The 18,155-nt window shown below is 67.8% G+C and carries 19 protein-coding genes and 1 tRNA gene; 13 read left to right on the forward strand and 7 right to left on the reverse strand.

The window, feature by feature from the left end:
- Window positions 1-168 precede the first annotated feature (168 nt).
- Window positions 169-1,836, reverse strand: coding sequence for an arginine--tRNA ligase (gene argS, locus ACOGI8_RS13500; RefSeq protein WP_419854308.1), 1,668 nt, complete (start codon window positions 1,834-1,836; stop codon window positions 169-171).
- A 118-nt stretch (window positions 1,837-1,954) separates the two neighbouring features.
- Between argS and ACOGI8_RS13505 the strand changes: the two genes are divergently transcribed.
- The 5 genes from ACOGI8_RS13505 (at window position 1,955) to ACOGI8_RS13525 (ending at window position 5,867) form a co-directional block, all read left to right on the forward strand.
- Entirely contained in the window at window positions 1,955-2,842 is an 888-nt protein-coding gene (locus ACOGI8_RS13505) for an ABC transporter permease (protein ID WP_419854309.1), read from the forward strand.
- A gap of 41 nt (window positions 2,843-2,883) precedes the next feature.
- A tRNA-Arg gene (locus ACOGI8_RS13510) sits at window positions 2,884-2,955 on the forward strand.
- A 123-nt stretch (window positions 2,956-3,078) separates the two neighbouring features.
- On the forward strand, window positions 3,079-4,086 hold the full coding sequence (locus tag ACOGI8_RS13515) for an IS1595 family transposase (RefSeq protein WP_419854310.1): 1,008 nt from the start codon (window positions 3,079-3,081) through the stop codon (window positions 4,084-4,086).
- 12 nt (window positions 4,087-4,098) lie between these two features.
- Window positions 4,099-5,025 (forward strand): DNA adenine methylase, encoded by a 927-nt coding sequence (locus ACOGI8_RS13520; protein ID WP_419854311.1) that lies wholly within the window; start codon window positions 4,099-4,101, stop codon window positions 5,023-5,025.
- Window positions 5,022-5,867 (forward strand): NotI family restriction endonuclease, encoded by an 846-nt coding sequence (locus tag ACOGI8_RS13525; protein WP_419854312.1) that lies wholly within the window; start codon window positions 5,022-5,024, stop codon window positions 5,865-5,867. Before ACOGI8_RS13520 ends, ACOGI8_RS13525 begins: the two co-directional genes overlap by 4 nt.
- Here ACOGI8_RS13525 and ACOGI8_RS13530 read toward each other — a convergent pair.
- Together ACOGI8_RS13530 and ACOGI8_RS13535 are read right to left on the reverse strand one after the other, a co-directional pair.
- Window positions 5,851-7,038 carry an IS481 family transposase gene (locus ACOGI8_RS13530; protein ID WP_419854313.1) on the reverse strand — a complete coding sequence of 396 codons (1,188 nt, stop codon included), beginning with the start codon at window positions 7,036-7,038 and terminating at the stop codon, window positions 5,851-5,853. The genes ACOGI8_RS13525 and ACOGI8_RS13530 overlap by 17 nt on opposite strands.
- Before the next feature lie 143 nt (window positions 7,039-7,181).
- A complete protein-coding gene (locus ACOGI8_RS13535; RefSeq protein WP_419854314.1) occupies window positions 7,182-7,598 on the reverse strand; it encodes a TIGR03668 family PPOX class F420-dependent oxidoreductase in 417 nt (138 codons plus the stop codon).
- A 248-nt stretch (window positions 7,599-7,846) separates the two neighbouring features.
- Here ACOGI8_RS13535 and ACOGI8_RS13540 point away from each other — a divergent pair, with 248 nt between their 5' ends.
- Window positions 7,847-9,019, forward strand: coding sequence for a Coenzyme F420 hydrogenase/dehydrogenase, beta subunit C-terminal domain (locus ACOGI8_RS13540; RefSeq protein ID WP_419854315.1), 1,173 nt, complete (start codon window positions 7,847-7,849; stop codon window positions 9,017-9,019).
- A 4-nt stretch (window positions 9,020-9,023) separates the two neighbouring features.
- Here ACOGI8_RS13540 and ACOGI8_RS13545 read toward each other — a convergent pair whose 3' ends face one another.
- On the reverse strand, window positions 9,024-9,587 hold the full coding sequence (locus ACOGI8_RS13545) for a hypothetical protein (RefSeq protein WP_419854316.1): 564 nt from the start codon (window positions 9,585-9,587) through the stop codon (window positions 9,024-9,026).
- A gap of 37 nt (window positions 9,588-9,624) precedes the next feature.
- A complete protein-coding gene (locus ACOGI8_RS13550; RefSeq protein WP_419854317.1) occupies window positions 9,625-10,374 on the reverse strand; it encodes a uracil-DNA glycosylase in 750 nt (249 codons plus the stop codon).
- 34 nt (window positions 10,375-10,408) lie between these two features.
- Between ACOGI8_RS13550 and ACOGI8_RS13555 the strand changes: the two genes are divergently transcribed.
- From ACOGI8_RS13555 to ACOGI8_RS13565, 3 genes are read left to right on the forward strand one after another with little or no spacing between them, the layout of a single operon-like run.
- A complete protein-coding gene (locus tag ACOGI8_RS13555) occupies window positions 10,409-11,047 on the forward strand; it encodes an MSMEG_4193 family putative phosphomutase (protein WP_419854318.1) in 639 nt (212 codons plus the stop codon).
- Window positions 11,044-11,556, forward strand: coding sequence for a DUF3090 family protein (locus ACOGI8_RS13560; RefSeq protein WP_419854319.1), 513 nt, complete (start codon window positions 11,044-11,046; stop codon window positions 11,554-11,556). The genes ACOGI8_RS13555 and ACOGI8_RS13560 overlap by 4 nt, the downstream gene beginning before the upstream one ends.
- Window positions 11,557-11,614: 58 nt before the next feature.
- Entirely contained in the window at window positions 11,615-12,388 is a 774-nt protein-coding gene (locus tag ACOGI8_RS13565) for an SCO1664 family protein (protein ID WP_419854320.1), read from the forward strand.
- Window positions 12,389-12,442: 54 nt separating this feature from the next.
- On the opposite strand, the gene ACOGI8_RS13570 is transcribed toward ACOGI8_RS13565, so the two are convergent.
- A complete protein-coding gene (locus ACOGI8_RS13570; RefSeq protein WP_419854321.1) occupies window positions 12,443-13,405 on the reverse strand; it encodes an electron transfer flavoprotein subunit alpha/FixB family protein in 963 nt (320 codons plus the stop codon).
- A gap of 72 nt (window positions 13,406-13,477) precedes the next feature.
- Window positions 13,478-14,257 carry an electron transfer flavoprotein subunit beta/FixA family protein gene (locus ACOGI8_RS13575; protein WP_419854322.1) on the reverse strand — a complete coding sequence of 260 codons (780 nt, stop codon included), beginning with the start codon at window positions 14,255-14,257 and terminating at the stop codon, window positions 13,478-13,480.
- Between the two features lie 117 nt (window positions 14,258-14,374).
- On the opposite strand from ACOGI8_RS13575, the gene ACOGI8_RS13580 reads away from it, so the two are divergent.
- The 4 genes from ACOGI8_RS13580 (at window position 14,375) to ACOGI8_RS13595 (ending at window position 18,036) form a co-directional block, all read left to right on the forward strand.
- The gene (locus ACOGI8_RS13580; RefSeq protein WP_419854323.1) at window positions 14,375-15,313 is read left to right on the forward strand and encodes a diacylglycerol/lipid kinase family protein; all 939 of its coding nucleotides are present in this window, start codon (window positions 14,375-14,377) and stop codon (window positions 15,311-15,313) included.
- 419 nt (window positions 15,314-15,732) lie between these two features.
- Entirely contained in the window at window positions 15,733-17,463 is a 1,731-nt protein-coding gene (locus ACOGI8_RS13585) for a hypothetical protein (RefSeq protein ID WP_419854324.1), read from the forward strand.
- A 38-nt stretch (window positions 17,464-17,501) separates the two neighbouring features.
- On the forward strand, window positions 17,502-17,762 hold the full coding sequence (locus ACOGI8_RS13590) for a hypothetical protein (protein ID WP_419854325.1): 261 nt from the start codon (window positions 17,502-17,504) through the stop codon (window positions 17,760-17,762).
- Window positions 17,734-18,036, forward strand: coding sequence for a hypothetical protein (locus ACOGI8_RS13595; protein ID WP_419854326.1), 303 nt, complete (start codon window positions 17,734-17,736; stop codon window positions 18,034-18,036). The genes ACOGI8_RS13590 and ACOGI8_RS13595 overlap by 29 nt, the downstream gene beginning before the upstream one ends.
- Window positions 18,037-18,155 lie beyond the last annotated feature (119 nt).

Genomic DNA, 18,155 nt, shown 5'->3' on the forward strand with positions numbered 1-18,155 from the left:
GCGTCGAACGCGCATGGGCGCTCTGCAAGTGCCGCAGCCTAATGCTCGACGATTCGGAATTCCGCTGGCTCACGAGCATCGACACATGCCCCATGTCCTCAAAGGCGCAGCTACGTCGAAGCGCACCGTTGCCATCGAACGCTCGACGGCATTATCAAGTAATCCAGCTTACATCGCCTCGGGCGCATCCACGCCGAGCAGGTCGAGACCGATCGCCAAGCCGACGCGTGTGCCCTCGGTGAGGCAGAGCCGGGCGTCTCGCACCTCGGGCGAGACGTCGCTGTGCAGGATCGGGCAGTCGTGGTAGAAGCCATGGAATGCGGCCGCCAAGTCGCGGACCCAGGTCGTCACCTTGTGCGGCGCTCGCTCTCGGAGCGCGATCTCCACCACCGACGGCAGCACTTCGAGCGCCCGCAAGAGCGCCAGTTCCCGATCGCCGATGAGCGGTGAGAGATCGGTGCCTGGCGGCGGCACGGGGGCAACGCCGTCCGCTTCAGCGCGGCGAGCGACCGACGCGATGCGAGCGTGCGCGTACTGGACATAGAAGACCGGGTTCTCCGCAGCCTGCGCCGAGAGCAGATCGATGTCGATGGTCTGGCGCGAATCGATCGACTGCAGCAGGAACGCAAAACGCGCCACGTCGGGACCCACCGCGTCGATGAGCTCGCGTACCTCGACCATGGTGCCGGTGCGCTTGGACAGCTCGATGACCTTGCCGTCGCGCATGAGGGTCACGTTCTGGCCGACGATGGCCTCATAGGACTCGGCGGGATGCCCGAGCATCTGCATGGCCGCCGCGATGCGCGGCACGTAGCCGTGGTGATCGGCGCCCAGCACGTCGATGACGCGATCGCCGCGGCCGAACTTGGCGTGGTGGTAGGCGATGTCGGGCACGAAGTACGTGGGCTCGCCGTCACTGCGACGCAAGACCCGGTCCTTGGCATCGTCGAACTCGCTGGTCGCGAGCCAGACAGCGCCGTCCTGTTCGTACACCCGTCCTGCATCGCGAAGCCGCTCGATGACATCGTCCATGGCGCCCGAATCCACGAGCGATGCCTCGCTCTGCCAACGGTCGAAGCCCACGTTCATGGCCGCCAGCGACTCTGCGACATCGCGCAACGCCCGCTCGCGACCCCACGATGCCGCAAAGGCGGTGCCGCCCCGGGCCTCAAGCACGGCCAGAGGACCTGCCTCACCTACAGCGGTGTCTGCCTCAAGCTCGACGGCCAATTCGTTCGCCCACTCGGTGACGTACTCGCCGTGATAGCCGTCATCGGGTACCGGTTCGCCCGCCAAGCGAGCCGCCAGCGAACGCCCGAACAGCTCCATCTGCGTGCCGCGGTCGTTGACGTAGTACTCGGTGACGGTGTCGTAGCCGCAGCGGCGGAACAGGCGAGCCAGACTGTCGCCGAACGCTCCCCAGCGGCCGCCACCGGCATGTAGCGGACCAGTGGGGTTGGCCGACACGAACTCGAGGTTCACCGTCTGCCCGGTACCGATGTCGTGGCGTGCGTAACCCTCGGCCCCCTGGTTCAGTACCGCTGCGAGCAGTTCGTGCAGCCACGACGGTGCCAGGTGCATGTTCACGAATCCCGGGCCGGCCACCTCGGTCCGTTCGAGATGCGGCAAGCCGGCGCCGTCGAGTTCCGCGGCGAGTTGCTGCGCCAGCTCGCGAGGCGCCAGCCCCACTCCCTTCGCGCTCACCAATGCGGCATTTGTCGACCAGTCGCCGTGATCGGTGCGAGCCGGGCGCTCGAGGCCGATGCGCGACAGATCGGCGTCGACACCGAGGCGCGTCAACGCTGCCGAGATAGCGCCAGTCAGCACTGCTTCCATCACCACAGCTCCATCACCGAAGCGAACCTATCCCTGCCGGGTGCCGATCCTCGGGACAATTTTGGGCGAGTCTGCGAGACCGGGGTCGCGCCACCCGGCGGCGTGACAGTCTCGGTGCGTGGAACTGGACCTGGGGTGGCTCAACGTGGCGGCCAGCCTCACGCTGGTCGCCGCCGTGGTGATCCTCTCCGTCTGGCTTCGTCTCGGCATCGCCCGAGGTGTCGTGATCGCGGCCGCGCGGGCCACCGCCCAGCTCGCCGTGGTGGGCGGCGTGCTCATCGTCGTTCTGCAGCCCGATGCGGCGCTGGTGTGGTCATGGCTGTGGGTTGCCGCCATGGTGGGGCTGGCGACCGGCGTGGTGCGGCGGCGTACGCGGAGCCTGCGGCCGTTCCAGCCGTCGATCATCTCCATCGCGATCGCCGTCGTCGTGCCGCTGGCCATCTGCCTGACGGTCACCTTCGGGCTCGGCGTGTTCGACCTGACGCCGACAGCGCTCGTGCCGGTCGCCGGCATCCTGCTCGGCAACTCGCTTCCCACGGCTGTTGCCGCCGCTTCGCGCATCGAGGAGTTGCTGGCTGACGAGCGTGGGCAGATCGATGCCATGCTCGCACTGGGTTTCGACGGCAGTTCGGCGATTCGACCGCAGGTCCGCAAGGCCATACGGGCAGCGTTGATCCCGCAAGTGGAGCGCACGAGCGTGGTCGGGTTGGTGGCCCTGCCTGGGGCAATGACGGGCATGATCCTGGCCGGTGCCGATCCGCTCGATGCTGTGCTGGCGCAGCTGATCGTGATGTTCCTGGTTCTGGGCGGCGTCGCGTTCACCGTCGCTGTCGTGGTGCTGGGAACCGCTCGTCGTGCGACAACTCCCGACGGACGCGTGGCCCGCCCGCTGCATGCGCCGCCGGCCGACAGCCCGTTCTCGCGGCCGCGCGTCAGGCTCTACGGGAGAATGAGGCTCTGGCGACGATCAGCCGCCGCCAGAGTGGGGCGCAACGGCGGTCGGTAGCTTGACCGGTCGGTGAGCCCCGGCAACCGTCCGGGCATTCAGCCCTCGTAGCTCAGGGGATAGAGCAGTGGCCTCCGGAGCCATGTGCGCAGGTTCGAATCCTGCCGAGGGCGCTGTGTGATGTCGCGAGACATCGGAACGTTGTGAACCTGCGCGGTTGTCAGTTTTGGGGGATTATATAGCTGACTAAGCAGAGTACGCTTATTCATGTCACACCCCCCTGCGACACTAGGGACATGGCAGAACACACGAAGGCCCCCGGCAAGAGCTTCCGCAAGGGAATCTCGCTCATCGAGATCGTGGAAATGTTCCCCGACGATGAGACAGCGGAGCGTTGGTTCGAGGAACAGCGGTGGGGCAAGGCGGGCGAGCCACACTGCTGCCCGCTGTGCGGCTCGAAGGATCGGCTGAACGCCACGAAGTCGGGCAAGCCGCTGCCGTACTGGTGCGGCTCATGCCGTCGCCATTTCAGCGTCAGGTCGGGCACGGTGATGCACCGGTCGAAGATTCCGCTGCGCAAGTGGGCGATAGCGATCTACCTGTGGGCGACCTCGCTGAAAGGCGTGTCGAGCATGAAGCTGCACCGCGACCTGGACATCACGCAGAAGTCGGCCTACTTCCTCGCTCAGCGGCTGCGCGAAGCGTGGTCGGACATGGGCGGCGACATGGCCGGACCGGTCGAAGTCGATGAGACGTTCGTGGGCGGCAAGGCGAAGAACATGCACGCGGTGGACCGTGAGCGCAGGATCACGGGCCGCGGCGGGATCGACAAGACCGCGGTAGCGGGAGCGAAGGACCGGGCCACGGGCAACGTGTCGGCTCGGGTGATCTCAGGCACTGACAAGGCGACGCTGCACAGCTTCGTGGCTTCGGCTGCTGCCCAAGGCGCGACGGTCTACACCGATGACCACAAGGGCTATCTGGGCATCCCCCACCCGCACGAGACCGTGCGGCACAGTGTCAGCGAGTACGTCAGCGGCATGGCACACACGAACGGCATCGAGAGCTTCTGGGCGCTGTTGAAGCGCGGCTACCACGGCACGTTCCACCACATCAGCCCGAAGCACTTGCAGCGCTACGTCGCTGAGTTCGCCACCCGTCACAATCTGCGTCCCGAAGACACGGCGACGATGATGAGCGAGACTGTCGCCCGCATGAACGGCAAGCGGCTCACCTACGCAGCCCTGACAGCGAACGCGCTGCCCGGCACCGTGGCCGAGCCGGACTACGGCGAGCCGTGGTAGGAGGAACCCCCCATGAAGCGAGAGATCACCCTGCCCGTCATCGACACGCCACCCGAGCGCATAGCGCAAGGGCTGTTCCGGCAGCGGCCCGCAGAGATCGCCGTGTCGAGCATCCCCGCCGTCAACGTCGCGTCAGTGCCCCAGCGCAGCCCGCTGCGGTACCCCGGCGGCAAGACGTGGCTGATCCCCCACATTCGGCATTGGCTAGCTGAGCCGTGCGGGGTGCTCGTAGAGCCATTCGCCGGTGGCGGCATCGTGTCGCTCACCGCCGTGATGGAAGGGCTAGCCGAGCGTGCGCTGATGGTGGACCTAGACCGCGACGTAGCGGCACTGTGGCGTGCCGCGCTCATGCACGGCGACGAACTGGCCGAGCGGGTGCTGACCTTCGACGTGACCCGCGAGAGCGTCACCGAGCTAGAGCAGCAGTGCCCCGCGTGTGTCGTGGCTCACGGGTTCCGCACGCTGGTGCTGAACCGCACCCGACGCGGCGGGGTGCTCGCACCGGGCGCGTCGCTCACCCGATCCGGCGAGAACGGCAACGGCATCGCTTCGCGGTGGTACCCCGAGACGCTCGCCAAGCGGCTCGCTGCAATCTCTGAGCACGCGGACCGGCTCACGTTCTGCGAAGGCGACGGTGCCGCGGTGCTGGAGATGACAGCCGACATCGACGGAGTGCGAATGTTCGTGGATGCCCCGTACACGGCGGGCGGCAAGCGGGCAGGCAGCCGCCTGTACGCGCACAACGCGGTGGATCACCGGCGCATCTTCGAGACGCTTGCCGCTGCGGGCACCGACTTTCTGATGACCTACGACTGCTGCGACGAGATCACCGAGCTTGTCGCTGAGCACCGTTTCCACGCGGTCACTGTCGAGATGAGCAACGGGCACAACACCCGCATTTCTGAGCTGGTCATCACACGGGACCGCCTGTTCGCGTGACCCGCTACGGGATCGCGGAGTGGTACGGCCACGACCTGCTCGACCTGACCACCACAGAGCGCAGAGACCACGCTGACGCCGCTGTGAACCGCCGCGAGCGGCCATGCCCCTACCGGCCCGGTCCGTGCAACAAGACGGGCGGGGTGTGCTCTATGCGGCAGTACGACGAACACCGCGGGCGCATCACGTCCGCAGCCGGGCGAACCGTCATCATGTGCCCCAGCCGCTTCGAGCAAGACCACCTGCTGCTCGAATGGCTGAACGAGATCGTCGGCTTCGGTGCCGATGCGATGCTCGCCCGCGAAGTGCCGTTCATGGTCGGCAACACCGGCAAGCCGGCCGGCAAGATCGACCTAGTGGTAGCCACCGAGCAGCACGATCTTCGCTGGTTCGGGCTAGAGATTCAGGCCGTCTATTTCTCCGGGCCGGGCATGGACGATGAGTTCGTGCGGTACCTGCGAGACGAAGGCACCGAGCCGCTGTACCCCAACGGGGTGCGCCGCCCCGACTGGCGCTCATCGTCGGCCAAGCGGCTCGCTCCGCAGCTACAGGTCAAGGTGCCCACGCTGCGCAGGTGGGGATCGAAGATCGCCGTAGCCGTGGACCGCCCGTTCTTCGACTCGATAGGTGGCCCATCGGCTGCCCCGTCGCATGACCTAGACGCAGGCGACGTGATCTGGCTGGTGCCCGAAGTCGTGGACGGGCAGCTAGCCCGGCGACACTGGGAAGTGCTGACGCTCGAAGCGTCATGCGAGAAACTGCTGGCAGCTACCCCGATCCCGCGAGCTGACTTCGAGCAGCAACTACGGGAGCGACTGCGACCGTTCAGCGCCGGTGCTTAGTCACGTATGTAATCCCCCAGTTTTGGGGTTGGTAGTCGCGTTGTGGGTTGAGGGTGAGGGCTCGGATGAGTTCTCCGGTGTCGTGGTCGATGACGCGGATGTTGAGTCCGGCGATGAGCAGGATGACTGGGGTGCCTGTGTGGGAGCGGCCGATGCCGATGTGGTGGAGTCGGCCGTTGTGGCGCAGTGTGACTGAGCCGGTTTTGTCGACGCGGTCTGTGCGGACGCGGTGGTGGGTGGGGCTGTTGTGGGGTTGGGGTGTGGCTTTGGGCAGGCGCCGGTAGGCGACCGCCGGGGTGGAGCGGCCGAGGCTGCGGTGGGGTCTGCGGTTGTTGTATTCGTCGGTGAAGTCGTCGAGGTGTGCTTGGAGCTGGTCGACGCTGTGGGCGGGGGGTCGGGCTGCGAGCCATTTTTTGAGGGTCTGCTGGAAGCGCTCGACTTTGCCGCAGGTTCTGGGGTGGTTGGGGCGGGAGTGCTTCTGTGCGACGCCGAGGTCGGCCAGGAGGGTCTCGAGGGCGTTCTTGCCGCCTCGGCCGCCGGCGTAGCGAGTGGTGTAGACCATGGCGTTGTCTGACAGCACCGAGGCGGGACACCCGTGCTGGTCTGCTGCTTTTGTGAACGTGTCGGCGACTGCTGGGCCGCTGACTCGCCGGTGGGCGGTGACCGACAGTGCGTAGCGGGAGCAGTCATCGAGCCAGGTCAGGATCTCGGCTGGGGCGCGGTCGGCGAGCCGAGTGTGGGTGAAGTCGGTCTGCCAGGTCTCGTTGGGCAGGTCCGCCGCGAATCGCACATAGGAGCTGCGGGGCCGCTTGGCGGGCTCGGGGGTGACCAGGCCCGCCGCGACCAGACGCCGCCGGATCGTGGAGGGCGACACCATGATCTGGTGACGGCGCTCCAGATGCCACGCGATCGTCGCCGGCCCCGCGTCGAGCCCCTGGGCGGCCAGCTCGATGCGCAGGCCCACAACCAGATCGGTCACCGCGTCGGGAACGCGGGCCGGCGAGCTGCGAGGGCGACGCGACCTGGGCTCGAACGCCGCCTCGCCCTCAGCCCGCCAGCGAGCCACCAGCTTGGTCACCCACGAACGCGACAACCCGTACTGAGCAGCCACATCAGCGTGGGTTCGCCCCTCCACCACAACAGCCATGATCACCAGGCGATTCCGCGACATCGCACACCCTGGACCGCACAGCCGAAGTTCCTATGTCTCGCGACATAAGGTTCCTATGTCCTGAACCACCACACTGCCGAGGGCGCTGCGCCGGCACCATGCCGCCGTGCTGGCTGCGCCGGCACCATGCCGGCGGTGGGCGCTCAACCCGTGGCGGACCAGCCAGTCAGTTCAGTGCGCTGGATGACGATGGCGGCGCCGACGGGCGGCTCAGCTGCGTACTGCGGGTAGCGCTTGCACAACAACTCGATCGCATGCCGGTGCTGCGCGCCCTCGGTGTGCACCGCGGCGCGCCCGCGCAGACGCACCCACCACAAGCGCTCCCAGTCGGTGTCGTCGTAGTGCTCGATCAGCATCGTGACCTCGGGGAAGCGTCGAACGTTGTCGAGCCGCTTGAGGTCCATGGTTGTCTTGGGCTTGTGGTCGACCGCTGTCACCACCACGTCGTCCTCGAACGCGTAGGTGCAAGGCACCAGGTCGACGCGCCCGTCGGACCGGATCGTCGCGAGGGTTGCCACCCGTCCCTGCTCGAGCAGCTCCAGCAGTTCAGCGTCTGTCACGGCGCGCCACCCTAGAGCCCTGAGCAGCGGTTTCAGCGCTCGGAACGCAGATTCCCAATGCTCGGGGAAATTCGCTCTTGGCACCGGACGGGCACCCAATAGGTTCGCGAAGGGGCCAGCCCCCGAGTCATCTCGAAAGAGCCTTCAACCTGAACTCGGGGTGCTGGCCTCTGCCCCATACGGTACCACGACCCGGTGCCGGGCAATCGACCCGTAGCGCTGCGGGGCACCTGACGTAGCCTGTGGCCATGGCCATGACCGAGTCACCGCCGACTCCCAACGGAGCACCGCAGCGCTGGACGTTCCAGTGGAAGGAGCTGTACGACGAGGTCATCACCACCGGGCTGTGCACCGGCTGCGCCGGATGCGTGATCTCCTGCCCGCACGACGTCATCGGCTACGAGCATGTCCAAGGCGGCTTCACGCCGTTCCACCTCGAAGAAGAACTCGGCCTCGAAGACTGCGGCCACGGCCAGAAGGGCTGCACGAGCTGCACGCGAGCCTGCCCCCGCTTCCGCACGTGGGAAGACGAAGCCGACGACTTCATGTTCGGCCGCCACCGCACCGCCGACGAGCCATCGGGTGTATTCAAGGACATCATCCTGACCAGGGCGTCCGACGACTTCGTCCACGAGATCGGCCAGGACGGCGGGCTGGTGTCGGCAATCCTCATCTGGGCGCTCGACCACGGCTACATCGACGCAGCGCTGACGTCCTACGTCGGCGAGGGCGAGGGCAACCAATGGACCGCCTCGCCCGGGGTGGCCTTCAACAAAGACGACGTGCTGCGGGGTGCGGGCAGCCGGTACACGTATTCGGCCAACACGCTCGCCTACGACGAGGCAATGGAGGCCGGCGCGCAGAAGATCGCGCTGGTCGGCATGAGCTGCCAGAGCTCGATCGTTCCAGTGGCCAAATCGCGCAAGGTCGGCAAGGTCGGCAACCGCTTCGTGCTGAACATCGGGCTGCTGTGCTCGAAGTCGTTCGACGAGGCCATCTTCGAGGAGCTGTTCGAGCAGAAATACGGGCTGGACCGGCATCGCATCCGCAAGACGAACATCAAGGGCGTGTTCCAGATCTGGACCCACGACGGCGGCTACTACGAGATCAACCTCAAGGAATGCCACGCCTGGACCCGCGAGGGCTGCAATCACTGCCCCGACTTCGCCGCCGAGCATGCCGACATCTCCACTGGCGGCATCGGCAAGTACAACGACTGGACCCTCACGATCGTCCGCACCGACATCGGGCGGGAGATCATCATGAAGATGCTCGCCGACGGCTCGCTCATCGGCCGCCCCGGCGACGAGGACCCGGGTGCCATCGCGCTCATGCACAAGCTCAGCGAGAAATCGCGTGTCCGCTGGCCGAAATTTGCGTGGGACAAGCCGGCGCTGCTGCCCGAGCCCACCAAGAAGTAGGGGGCTAGAGGCAGAGGTTCAGGAAGTCGACGATGCCCGGTTGGATCTCGTTGCTTGCGAGGAAGTCGTTCAACCGGTGAGCGGGGACGACTTCCTGAGCACGGGCCAGCGAGCAGGCGCACAGGCTTCTCATCCGATCTGAACCGGCCGAGCACGCGTCCAGGTACGTCTGCCGTTGAGCATCGGACCATTCGGGCGGCGGCCCGGCCTCACGGCAGTCCACCAAGGCTCCCGCGAGTTCAGGCGAGAACTCCAGCGCACCAGACATGCGGTCCTCGAATACCTCGAGATCGATCACTGTGAGGCTGCCCTCGATGCGGTCGGCCGCGCAGTGGCAGGGCCCGACGAGACCCGCGTCGGCCACACACGCATCCATGAAGGCGATGAGCGGCTCGATCGCGAGCAACCCCGGTGCGCCAGTGCCGGGCACGGTCGGCGGGGCAAGCGTGCCCGGGTTCCCGAGCCCCGCGTCAGCGCCTGCGGGGCCGGAGCCAGTGGTCGCCGGCTCCACCTCGACCACCGTGGCCGAGCACGCGAACATGCCCGCCGATGCCAGCAGGGCGGCCACCAGTCGTACGCCCCGCCGGAGGCGGGGCCGCCTTGATTCAGGCAGGCGCGAGGTTCGCCAGCCGGCGCGCATCGCGGAGCACCGTATCGGCCATGTCGGCGGTGAGACGGCCAGTGAAGGTGTTCTGCTGACTGGGATGGAACGAGCAGATGATGCGGGAGATGCCAGCGAGCGGCGGCAGCTCGGCTGACCCTTCGGCGGCGGGCACCTCTACGATTGCACCGTGGCCGAAGCGGGGTCGCGGCCGCACCCCGCCGATCGTGCACAGCACGCCGTACGCGAATGCGCCCAAGGCGACTGCGACGCGAGCATTGACCAGCAGCGCCAGCTCGCGCTCGAGGAATGGCCGGCAGGCGTCCCGCTCGGTGGGAGTGGGCTTGTTGGCGGGCGGCGCGCAGCGCACCGCGGCGGTGATGTACGCGTCGCGCAGCGCGAGCCCGTCGCCGACGCGCACGGAAGTCGGCTGGTTGGCGAAGCCGCAACGATGCAGGGCTGCGTAGAGGAAGTCGCCCGACCGGTCGCCGGTGAACATCCGGCCCGTGCGGTTCGCGCCGTGCGCAGCCGGCGCCAAACCGACGAGCACGACCGCTGCCGCCGGGTCGCCGAAGCCGGGCACGCCGCGGCCCCAGTAGTCCTCGTCGGCGAACGCCGCCCGCTTGTCGGCGGCGGTCTGCTCGCGCCACCTCACGAGCCGGTCGCAGCGCCTGCATGCTGTGACCTCGTCGTTCAGCAAGCGCAACGCCGCGATGCGCTCGACATCGCCGGGCGGGCTCGGTGCAGCGCTCACCCTGCGAGTGTGCCAGGCAAGTAGCGTCACCCCGGTGCCGAACCGAACTCGACCCACACTGCTGCTGTTCGTCCGGCACGGACTCACGCCGACCACCGGCGTCGAGCTGTACGGCCGGCGGCCCGGGGTGCACCTGTCGGAGGCCGGAACGCAGCAGGCGCAGCGTGCAGCAGAGCGCATCGCCGCAGGCGGACGCCGGGTGGCGGCTGTCTATGCCAGCCCGCTGGAGCGTGCCCAGGAGACTGCCGCGCCGATAGCCGCCGCGCTCGGACGCCGCGTGCGCACCCATGACGGCCTCAACGAAGCAGACATGGGCCGCTGGACGGGCCGCAAGCTCAACCAGCTGCGCAAGCTGGCGGCATGGTCGCAGGTGCAGCGTTATCCCAGCGGCTTTCGCTTCCCCGACGGCGAGACGTTCCGCCAGATGCAGGCGCGCATAGCGGCGACGGCGAGCGAGCTGGCGTCCCGCCATCGCGGCGCGACCGTTGTCGCCGTCAGCCACGCCGACCCCATTCGGGCGCTGGTGGCAGACGCCATGGGCACCCATCTCGATCTCTTCCAGCGGATCGTGGTGTCGCCGTGCTCGGTGACTGCGATCCTGTACACCGCTGACGGCCCCGTCGTGCTGGCCACCAACAGCACGTCCGACCTCGCAGCATTGGCTCCGGCATGAGTGACGATTTCGACCTCCGCAATCCCGACACGTTCGTGGCGGGCACCGTCGGGCCGCCCGGCCAGCGGATCTTCTTCCTGCAGGCAACCGAGGCCGGCCATGTGGTCTCGCTGAAGCTGGAGAAGGGGCAGGTCTGGGCGCTGGCGAACCTGCTCAGCGAACTGCTCGAAGGCGAGAGCTACGAAGGACCCGCGGCGGCTTTCGGCGAGCTGGTCGAACCGGTGACCGCCGCATGGACCGTCGGCCGCCTCGCCACCGGCATGGACACCGAAGGCAAGGTCATCGTGGTGATTGCCGACGAGATCGATGACGATGACGACGACTCCGAAGCCGAGTCGGGCGCTGCGGGCGAGATGTCGGATCCCGACGACGATGAGCGCACCGGCGGTCGAGCCCGCATCCATCTCGACTACCCGGCGGCGCTCGGATTTGCTCAGCAAGCACTGCTGCTCGTCGAAGAAGGCCGCGACTTCGGCATGCGCAACGGACACCGTCCGCCCAAGACATGAACGGTGCGGTTCGTGACCGGCCCCAATCGCACTGTCTCTCCATGAATGAGGGCGGCGCGTGAACGCACCCTCCCCACACCACCTGATGCCGACCGACGAGGACGGCGAGCAGCTGAAGCTGCCGGTGATCCGGGATGCGCCTGTGGCAGACGTGCTCGAGGTGCTGCAGGAGGGCGACATCTCGATCCTGGGACGGATGCCGTACAGCAGCAACGCCACCTTTCTGGTGCAGATCGAGCACGCCACCACACCCACGGCCGCGATCTACAAGCCCGAGCGGGGAGAGCGGCCGCTGTGGGACTTTCCGTCTGGCCTGTACCGGCGCGAGATCGCTGCGTTCGAGCTGTCTGAGGCTTTGGGATGGCACGTCATCCCGCCCACGGTCGAACGGGACGGCCCGCTCGGCGTCGGCTCGGTTCAGCTCTTCATCGACGCGGACTTCACAGAGCACTACTTCACGCTGGTTGCCGAGGACCGGCACCATGGCGACCTGCGGCGGATCTGCGCGTTCGATTTCATCGCCAATAACACCGACCGCAAGTCGGGTCACTGCTTGGCGTCGCGCTGGGGGCCGATCTACGGCATCGACCAAGGCCTGTGCTTCGCCAGCGATTTCAAGCTGCGGACGGTCATCTGGGACTTCGGCGGAGAACCGTTCGACGAAGAGTTAGACACCGCCATCGGTTCGGCCGCCGATCCGCCTGCCGAACTGACGCATTGGCTGCGGCCTGAGGAGCTCAGCGCCCTGGCCGAACGCGCCGAATGGCTCGCCGACTTCGGCAAGTTCCCCGACGACGATGGCGGCCGCCGCTGGCCCTGGCCGCTGGTTTAGCCAGCGGAAATGTGGCAACCGCTGGTCTAACCGGCCGCCTCCGCGGCGGGCCGACTAGCGCGACTTGAGGGCTTCGATCAGCGCCGGCATCACCTTGTGGACATCGCCCACGATGCCCAAGTCGGCAACGCCGAAGATCGGCGCTTCGGGGTCCTTGTTGATGGCAACGATGTTCTTGGAGCCCTTCATGCCCACCAGGTGCTGGGTGGCGCCGGAGATGCCGCAGGCGATGTAGACGCTGGGCTTCACCACCTTGCCGGTTTGGCCCACCTGCTTGGCATAGGGAACCCAGCCGGCATCCACGATGGCGCGCGAAGCACCGGACGCGGCCCCCAGCAGGCCTGCCAGCTCGTCGACCATCGAGTACGCCTCGGGCTGACCCAGCCCTCGACCGCCGGACACCACCACTGCGGCGTCGTCGAGCTGCGGGCCCGAGCGCTCCTCGGCATGGCGGCCCGTGACCGTCGCACGCCCCGCCTCGCCGGCGTCGACTGCTGCCACGCTCTCGACCGCAGCGGCACCGCCGCCGCTGGGCTCGGCCTCGAAGCTCTTCGGGCGGAACATTGCGAGCGCCGGTGCCGGTGCCCGGTACGCAGTGAAGATGTTCTGCGTGCCGCCGAAGATGGGCTCCTCGGTGACGAGGCCCCCGTCGACGACCTCGGCGCCCACGTTGTTGGTGGACACGGGACGGTCCGCCAGCACCGCCAAGCGGGCGGCGGTGTCGCGCCCGTCGGTGGTCTGGCCGAAGAACACGGCATCGGGCGAGGTGGCTTCGATGTGCCCGGCAAGCGCTGCGGCGGCGTGAACGCCGACCAGCCTGTCGCCGAGTCCGTCGAGTGCGTACACGGTCGACACGCCGTGCGCGCCCAGGTCGGCAGCCATGGCCTCGCCGTGTGCCGGCGCGAAGGCGGTGACGGTGTCGGCCAGCGTGCGGGCCTTGGTGGCCAGTTCCAGCGTGAGGCCGGAGGCACCGTCGGCGTCGCCTTCAGCGAAGAGCAGAATCTGTGCAAGCGTCATTGCGGGTGGTTCCAGTCGGTTTCGTGGGTGAGTGGGTCAGGAAGCTGAGTCAGCCGATAGCTGGCGGGCAGGTCAGATGACCTTGAGCTCGGTCAGGAACTCGACGATGTTGGCGTGCGCATCGCCCTCGTCGGTGATGATCTCCCCGGCCTCGCGCTCGGGCGCATCGGTCACCTCGACCGTTTCCTGGCGTGCCCCGGCCACACCGACCGCGGCCGCATCGATTCCGAGGGCTGCGAGATCCTTCGAGTCGACCGGCTTCTTCTTGGCCGCCATGATCCCCTTGAACGAGGGGTAACGGGGCTCAACCACGCCCGCAGTCACCGATACGACAGCCGGAAGAGCGCACTCCACTTGGTCGTAACCGGCCTCGGTCTGCCGCTGGACACTGGCGACGCCATCGGCGATTTCGATGTGCTTCGCGAACGTCACCGAGGGCAGCCCCATCACGCCGGCAATCATCTCGGGAACGGTGCCGGTGTACCCGTCGCTGGACTCGACACCGGCGAGCACGAGGTCGGCCTCGAGCCCGGCGATCGCCGCGCCCAGCACCTTGGCCGTGCCGAGCGCGTCGCTGCCGGCAAGCGCATCGTCACTGATGAGCACCGCATCGTCGGCGCCCATGGCGAGCGCCGTCCTCAGACCGCTCGTCTCCGACCGGGGTGCCATCGACACCAGCGACACTTGGCCGCCGCCGGCCGCCTCGGCGAGCTGCAGCGCCATCTCGACGCCGTAGGAGTCGGATTCGTCCAGGATCAGCTTGTCGTCCCGGTTCAGCGTCCCGGTCTCGGGAACCAGCTCGCCCGGGATAGCCGGGTCTGGGATCTGCTTGACGCACACAACGACCTTCATGGGGCGAGAGTCTGCCGACTCACGGCTTCGATGCCACACCCACCGCCCAATGACGCCCGCAGGCTCCGGCTCTGCCTCATGGCGCTCGCAAGCTCGCGTCGGGGCGAGACTTGCGCGGTGCGTGTCTTGCTGCTGGTCAACGATTCGGCATCGTCGACCACGGCCCGCACGCGAGTGCTCATCCACACGGCGCTCTCGGAGCGGCACGACACCGATGTGGCCTTCACCAACCGGCGAGGGCACGCGGCTCGCCTGGCACGTGGGGCGGCGACGACCGGCACCGACGCGGTGGTCGTGCTCGGCGGCGACGGCACGCTCAACGAAGCCGCCAACGGGGTCGCCGGCACCGACTGCGTTCTCGCCGCACTGCCGGGCGGTTCGACCAACGTGTTCGCCCGGACGATCGGCACGCCCGACGATCCGCTGGCAGCGACCGAAGCCGTCCTTGACGCATTCGAGAACGGCAGCATCACCTCAGCGGGGCTCGGACGCACCTCCGGCCGTTATTTCCTGTTCCACTGCGGCATGGGGCTCGACGCTGCGATCGTCGAGCAGGTCGAGAGGCACCCGACGCTCAAGCGGTATCTCGGCCACCCGCTGTTCCTCCTCGCGGGCATCGACACGCTGCTGCGCCGCTACGACCGCCGGACCGGCACGCTGAGCGTGCGGACAACGGCTCCGGCATCGGCGACCATCGACGGCTGTTTCATTGTCGTCGCGGCGAACACCGACCCCTACACATTCCTCGGCAGCCGTCCGGTGCGGATCGCTCCCGCGGCAACACTGCACACCGGACTGTCGGTGGTCGGGCTGCGGTCGCTCCGGTTCGCCGACGCGCTGGACGTGCTCTCCGCGGTGTTCCGAGCCAACGGCAGCCTGAGCGACACCGATCCGAGCGTCGTGCAGCGCATCGACGACGTGCGCGACGTCACCGTGACCGGGATGCACCCGTTCGGTCACCAGCTCGACGGCGACCACCTCGGTGCCGTCGACGAACTCCAGCTCGAATGGGTGCCCGACGTGCTGCGGTTGGCCATCCCGGAAGAGTCTCGTTGAGTTTCGTTGCCTGTCAAGGGCGGTATTCGAGCCGCAAACTCCGACCCCTGACCCGCACAGCGACCTAAACCTGCTGGTCAGAGGGGGTTTCAGGGTGTGCGTAAAACGTTCGTATTGTATACACCTCGCACAGGCCCGTCAACACTCCGGCGGCGCTTCTGAGCGCTGACGCTGCGCAACCGCCCGGGCGGGCCGCGAACCCCCATGCCCGCTGGGATTCCGCCCTGACGCGCCCCGCTGGCCGCGCTGCGCCGCCGACGGCTCCCAGATGTCCGTTCGTGTCCGATCCGGGCGTTCGGAAAACCAACGATTCGCGTACACGCCGACCCGCTGGGCGGCATCAGTTGCATGGATCCCCCTTCGGGGTCGGCGCGTGAGCGGATCACCCACACGCCAACCGGTCCGGAGGGAACCCACCAATGCCCAAACGACTCACTTCGGCGCTGGGCGCGCTGCTGGTATTCGCATCGGTGCTCGCAATCGTGCCGCTCGCCAGCGCCGACCCGGCCGAAGCGCACCGCAAGACCGAGCGCCGCTGCGACTTCGACCCACTGTCGGGAATGGAGTTCAACTGCCGCACCGTCGCGGTGTCTCACACTCACGTTCACCCCGCACGGCTGCCCGACCCCCGACCGCCCACCACCACCCCGACCCCGACAACGCAGCCGCGCTGCCAGCCGTGGCCGCACTGCCAGTCAATCCCCAAGACACCCAAGCCGAAACCGAAACCGCCCGCATCCTGCCCCGCAGGAATGACCGGCACGCCACCTAGCTGCTACCCAATCGACCAATTCGGCAACGGCAACGGCAACGGCGGCGACGGGAGCAGCGGCGACGGGAACGGCGACGACGGGAGCAGCGGCGACGGCAACGGCGGCAAGGGGGCCAAGGGCACCAGGTCCGGCCGCGGCTCGGGCTCGGGCAACGGCGGCGACGGGAGCAGCGGCTCGGGCAACGGCTCAGGCTCGGGCAGCGGTTCCGGCTCAGGGTCGGGCTCGGGCAGCGGCTCGGGCAGCGGTTCCGGTTCCGGCTCAGGGTCGGGCTCGGGCAGCGGCTCGGGCAGCGGTTCCGGTTCCGGTTCCGGGTCGGGCTCGGGCAGCGGCTCGGGCAGCGGTTCCGGTTCCGGCTCAGGGTCGGGCTCGGGCAGCGGCTCGGGCAGCGGTTCCGGTTCCGGCTCAGGGTCGGGCTCGGGCAGCGGCTCGGGGTCGGGCAGCGGTTCCGGTTCCGGTTCCGGGTCGGGCTCGGGCAGCGGCTCGGGCAACGGCGGCACAGCGTCGACCGTGAAGACCTGCCGCGGACGAACACAGAGCGCCCTGACCCACCACGATCACGGCGGCACCGTCGACTGCCACCGCAAGAGCGACAACAGCCACTCCCACCCCGAACCCGCCAAGCCCACTGTGAAGACCTGCCGCGGACGAGGACAGCCTTCGCACACCCACCACGACCACGGCGACACCGTCGACTGCCACCGCAAAAGCGACGCCCCCGCCGGCCACGGCCACACCCCCATCATTTCCAGCGACCCGGTCGTGAACGTTGTCAAGGTCACTACGGCGGCCTCTTGGTCAGCCTTGACGAGGATGGTCAATGCGATAGCGGAGGACACCGGCGAGGCGGCACTAGCCGAGGCCGAGATCCGGAAGAAATCCGGCGAGGAAATAAACGCTTGGCTGCTCAAGCAGTGGGACAAGCTCACGCCCAAGCAGAAGGACTACGCCATCGGCAGTTTTTGCACATCGCTCGGCCTCGGAGCTGCCGCAATTAGCACTGCTCTAGGGGCACCCTTCGTCGGCGGTGTTGGCGGTGCCTACATCTCCGTTTCCTGCGGTGCCGAGCTGGCCGAAGCGGAACGCAACCGCCAAGACCCGCCTGACGACGACGACAGCAGCGACGACAACGGCGACGACGACAGCAGCGACGACGACAGCAGCGACGACGACGCCAGCGACGACGACAGCAGCGACGACGACAGCAGCGACGACGACAGCAGCGACGACGACGCCAGCGACGACGACGCCAGCGACAGCCCGACCCCGACGACCGCACCACCAGCGTTCAACCCTCATACGCAGTGCCACGCATGGGTCCCAGCGACGCGTATGTGCTTCAGGATCGTAAACGGCGTGCACCACATCACCTATCACTGAGCCCGAGACAACAGATGAGCGAACGGTACAATCGCCATATGACCGCTCCGGCCACGACGACGCTGCGCAGGCAGCGATGGACCAGGCGTGTCGCAATCGCCGCAGGTCCGGTTTTCGGTTCAGTCGTTGGAGTGTGGCTCATCACGCCGGAACTGATCGACACGATCGGCGGCATGACGGTCTTGCGAGTCGTAGGGATCCTGACAATCGGTCTCTGCATCTTGGGCGGCGTCTGGGAGCGCCGGCGGCGGGAGGCGAAGCGGCTTGTGGGTGAGAGCGACGCGACGGCCGGGGTCTGACTTGGCCTACGAGACGCCGGCGAGCCCCGCCCAACAGAGCCCGAGCCCTTGGCAGCGATTTCGCTCGCAGCTCGGGCTGGGCATCGCCTGGCTCGTGGCGTACGTGCTGGTGTACGTGCTGGTGGTGTACGTGATCGAGTACAGGATTCTGGGGCGTACGAACCCGATCAGCGACCACGTCATAGTCGCGGCGAGCATCCTGACCGGGATACTCGTTGCCATGGGACTGATGGAGCTGTGGCGGCGGGGCCGCGAGGCCGAGGCTGCCGACTAGACCGCTGCAACGCTTCGCTTCCCGGCCCGGAGCTAGGACCGCCGCCGCTGGGCGCCTGCCCCGCCGGCCTGCCTGCTGCCACGCCCGGGCCGCGGCGGGGCCGTGTCGGTGCCGGCTAT

This window comes from Candidatus Poriferisodalis sp., assembly GCF_965204195.1.
Taxonomy (GTDB): domain Bacteria; phylum Actinomycetota; class Acidimicrobiia; order Acidimicrobiales; family Poriferisodalaceae; genus Poriferisodalis.

What these genes read in the sequence shown, in the direction of transcription:
- ACOGI8_RS13530 (WP_419854313.1), bottom strand. Translation starts at nt 7,038, where the DNA reads ATGTCGCGGAATCGCCTGGTGATCATGGCTGTTGTGGTGGAGGGGCGA.
- ACOGI8_RS13575 (WP_419854322.1), bottom strand. Translation starts at nt 14,257, where the DNA reads ATGAAGGTCGTTGTGTGCGTCAAGCAGATCCCAGACCCGGCTATCCCG.
- ACOGI8_RS13585 (WP_419854324.1), top strand. Translation starts at nt 15,733, where the DNA reads ATGCCCAAACGACTCACTTCGGCGCTGGGCGCGCTGCTGGTATTCGCA.
- ACOGI8_RS13540 (WP_419854315.1), top strand. Translation starts at nt 7,847, where the DNA reads ATGGCCATGACCGAGTCACCGCCGACTCCCAACGGAGCACCGCAGCGC.
- ACOGI8_RS13570 (WP_419854321.1), bottom strand. Translation starts at nt 13,405, where the DNA reads ATGACGCTTGCACAGATTCTGCTCTTCGCTGAAGGCGACGCCGACGGT.
- ACOGI8_RS13560 (WP_419854319.1), top strand. Translation starts at nt 11,044, where the DNA reads ATGAGTGACGATTTCGACCTCCGCAATCCCGACACGTTCGTGGCGGGC.
- ACOGI8_RS13590 (WP_419854325.1), top strand. Translation starts at nt 17,502, where the DNA reads ATGACCGCTCCGGCCACGACGACGCTGCGCAGGCAGCGATGGACCAGG.
- ACOGI8_RS13520 (WP_419854311.1), top strand. Translation starts at nt 4,099, where the DNA reads ATGAAGCGAGAGATCACCCTGCCCGTCATCGACACGCCACCCGAGCGC.
- ACOGI8_RS13515 (WP_419854310.1), top strand. Translation starts at nt 3,079, where the DNA reads ATGGCAGAACACACGAAGGCCCCCGGCAAGAGCTTCCGCAAGGGAATC.
- argS (WP_419854308.1), bottom strand. Translation starts at nt 1,836, where the DNA reads ATGGAAGCAGTGCTGACTGGCGCTATCTCGGCAGCGTTGACGCGCCTC.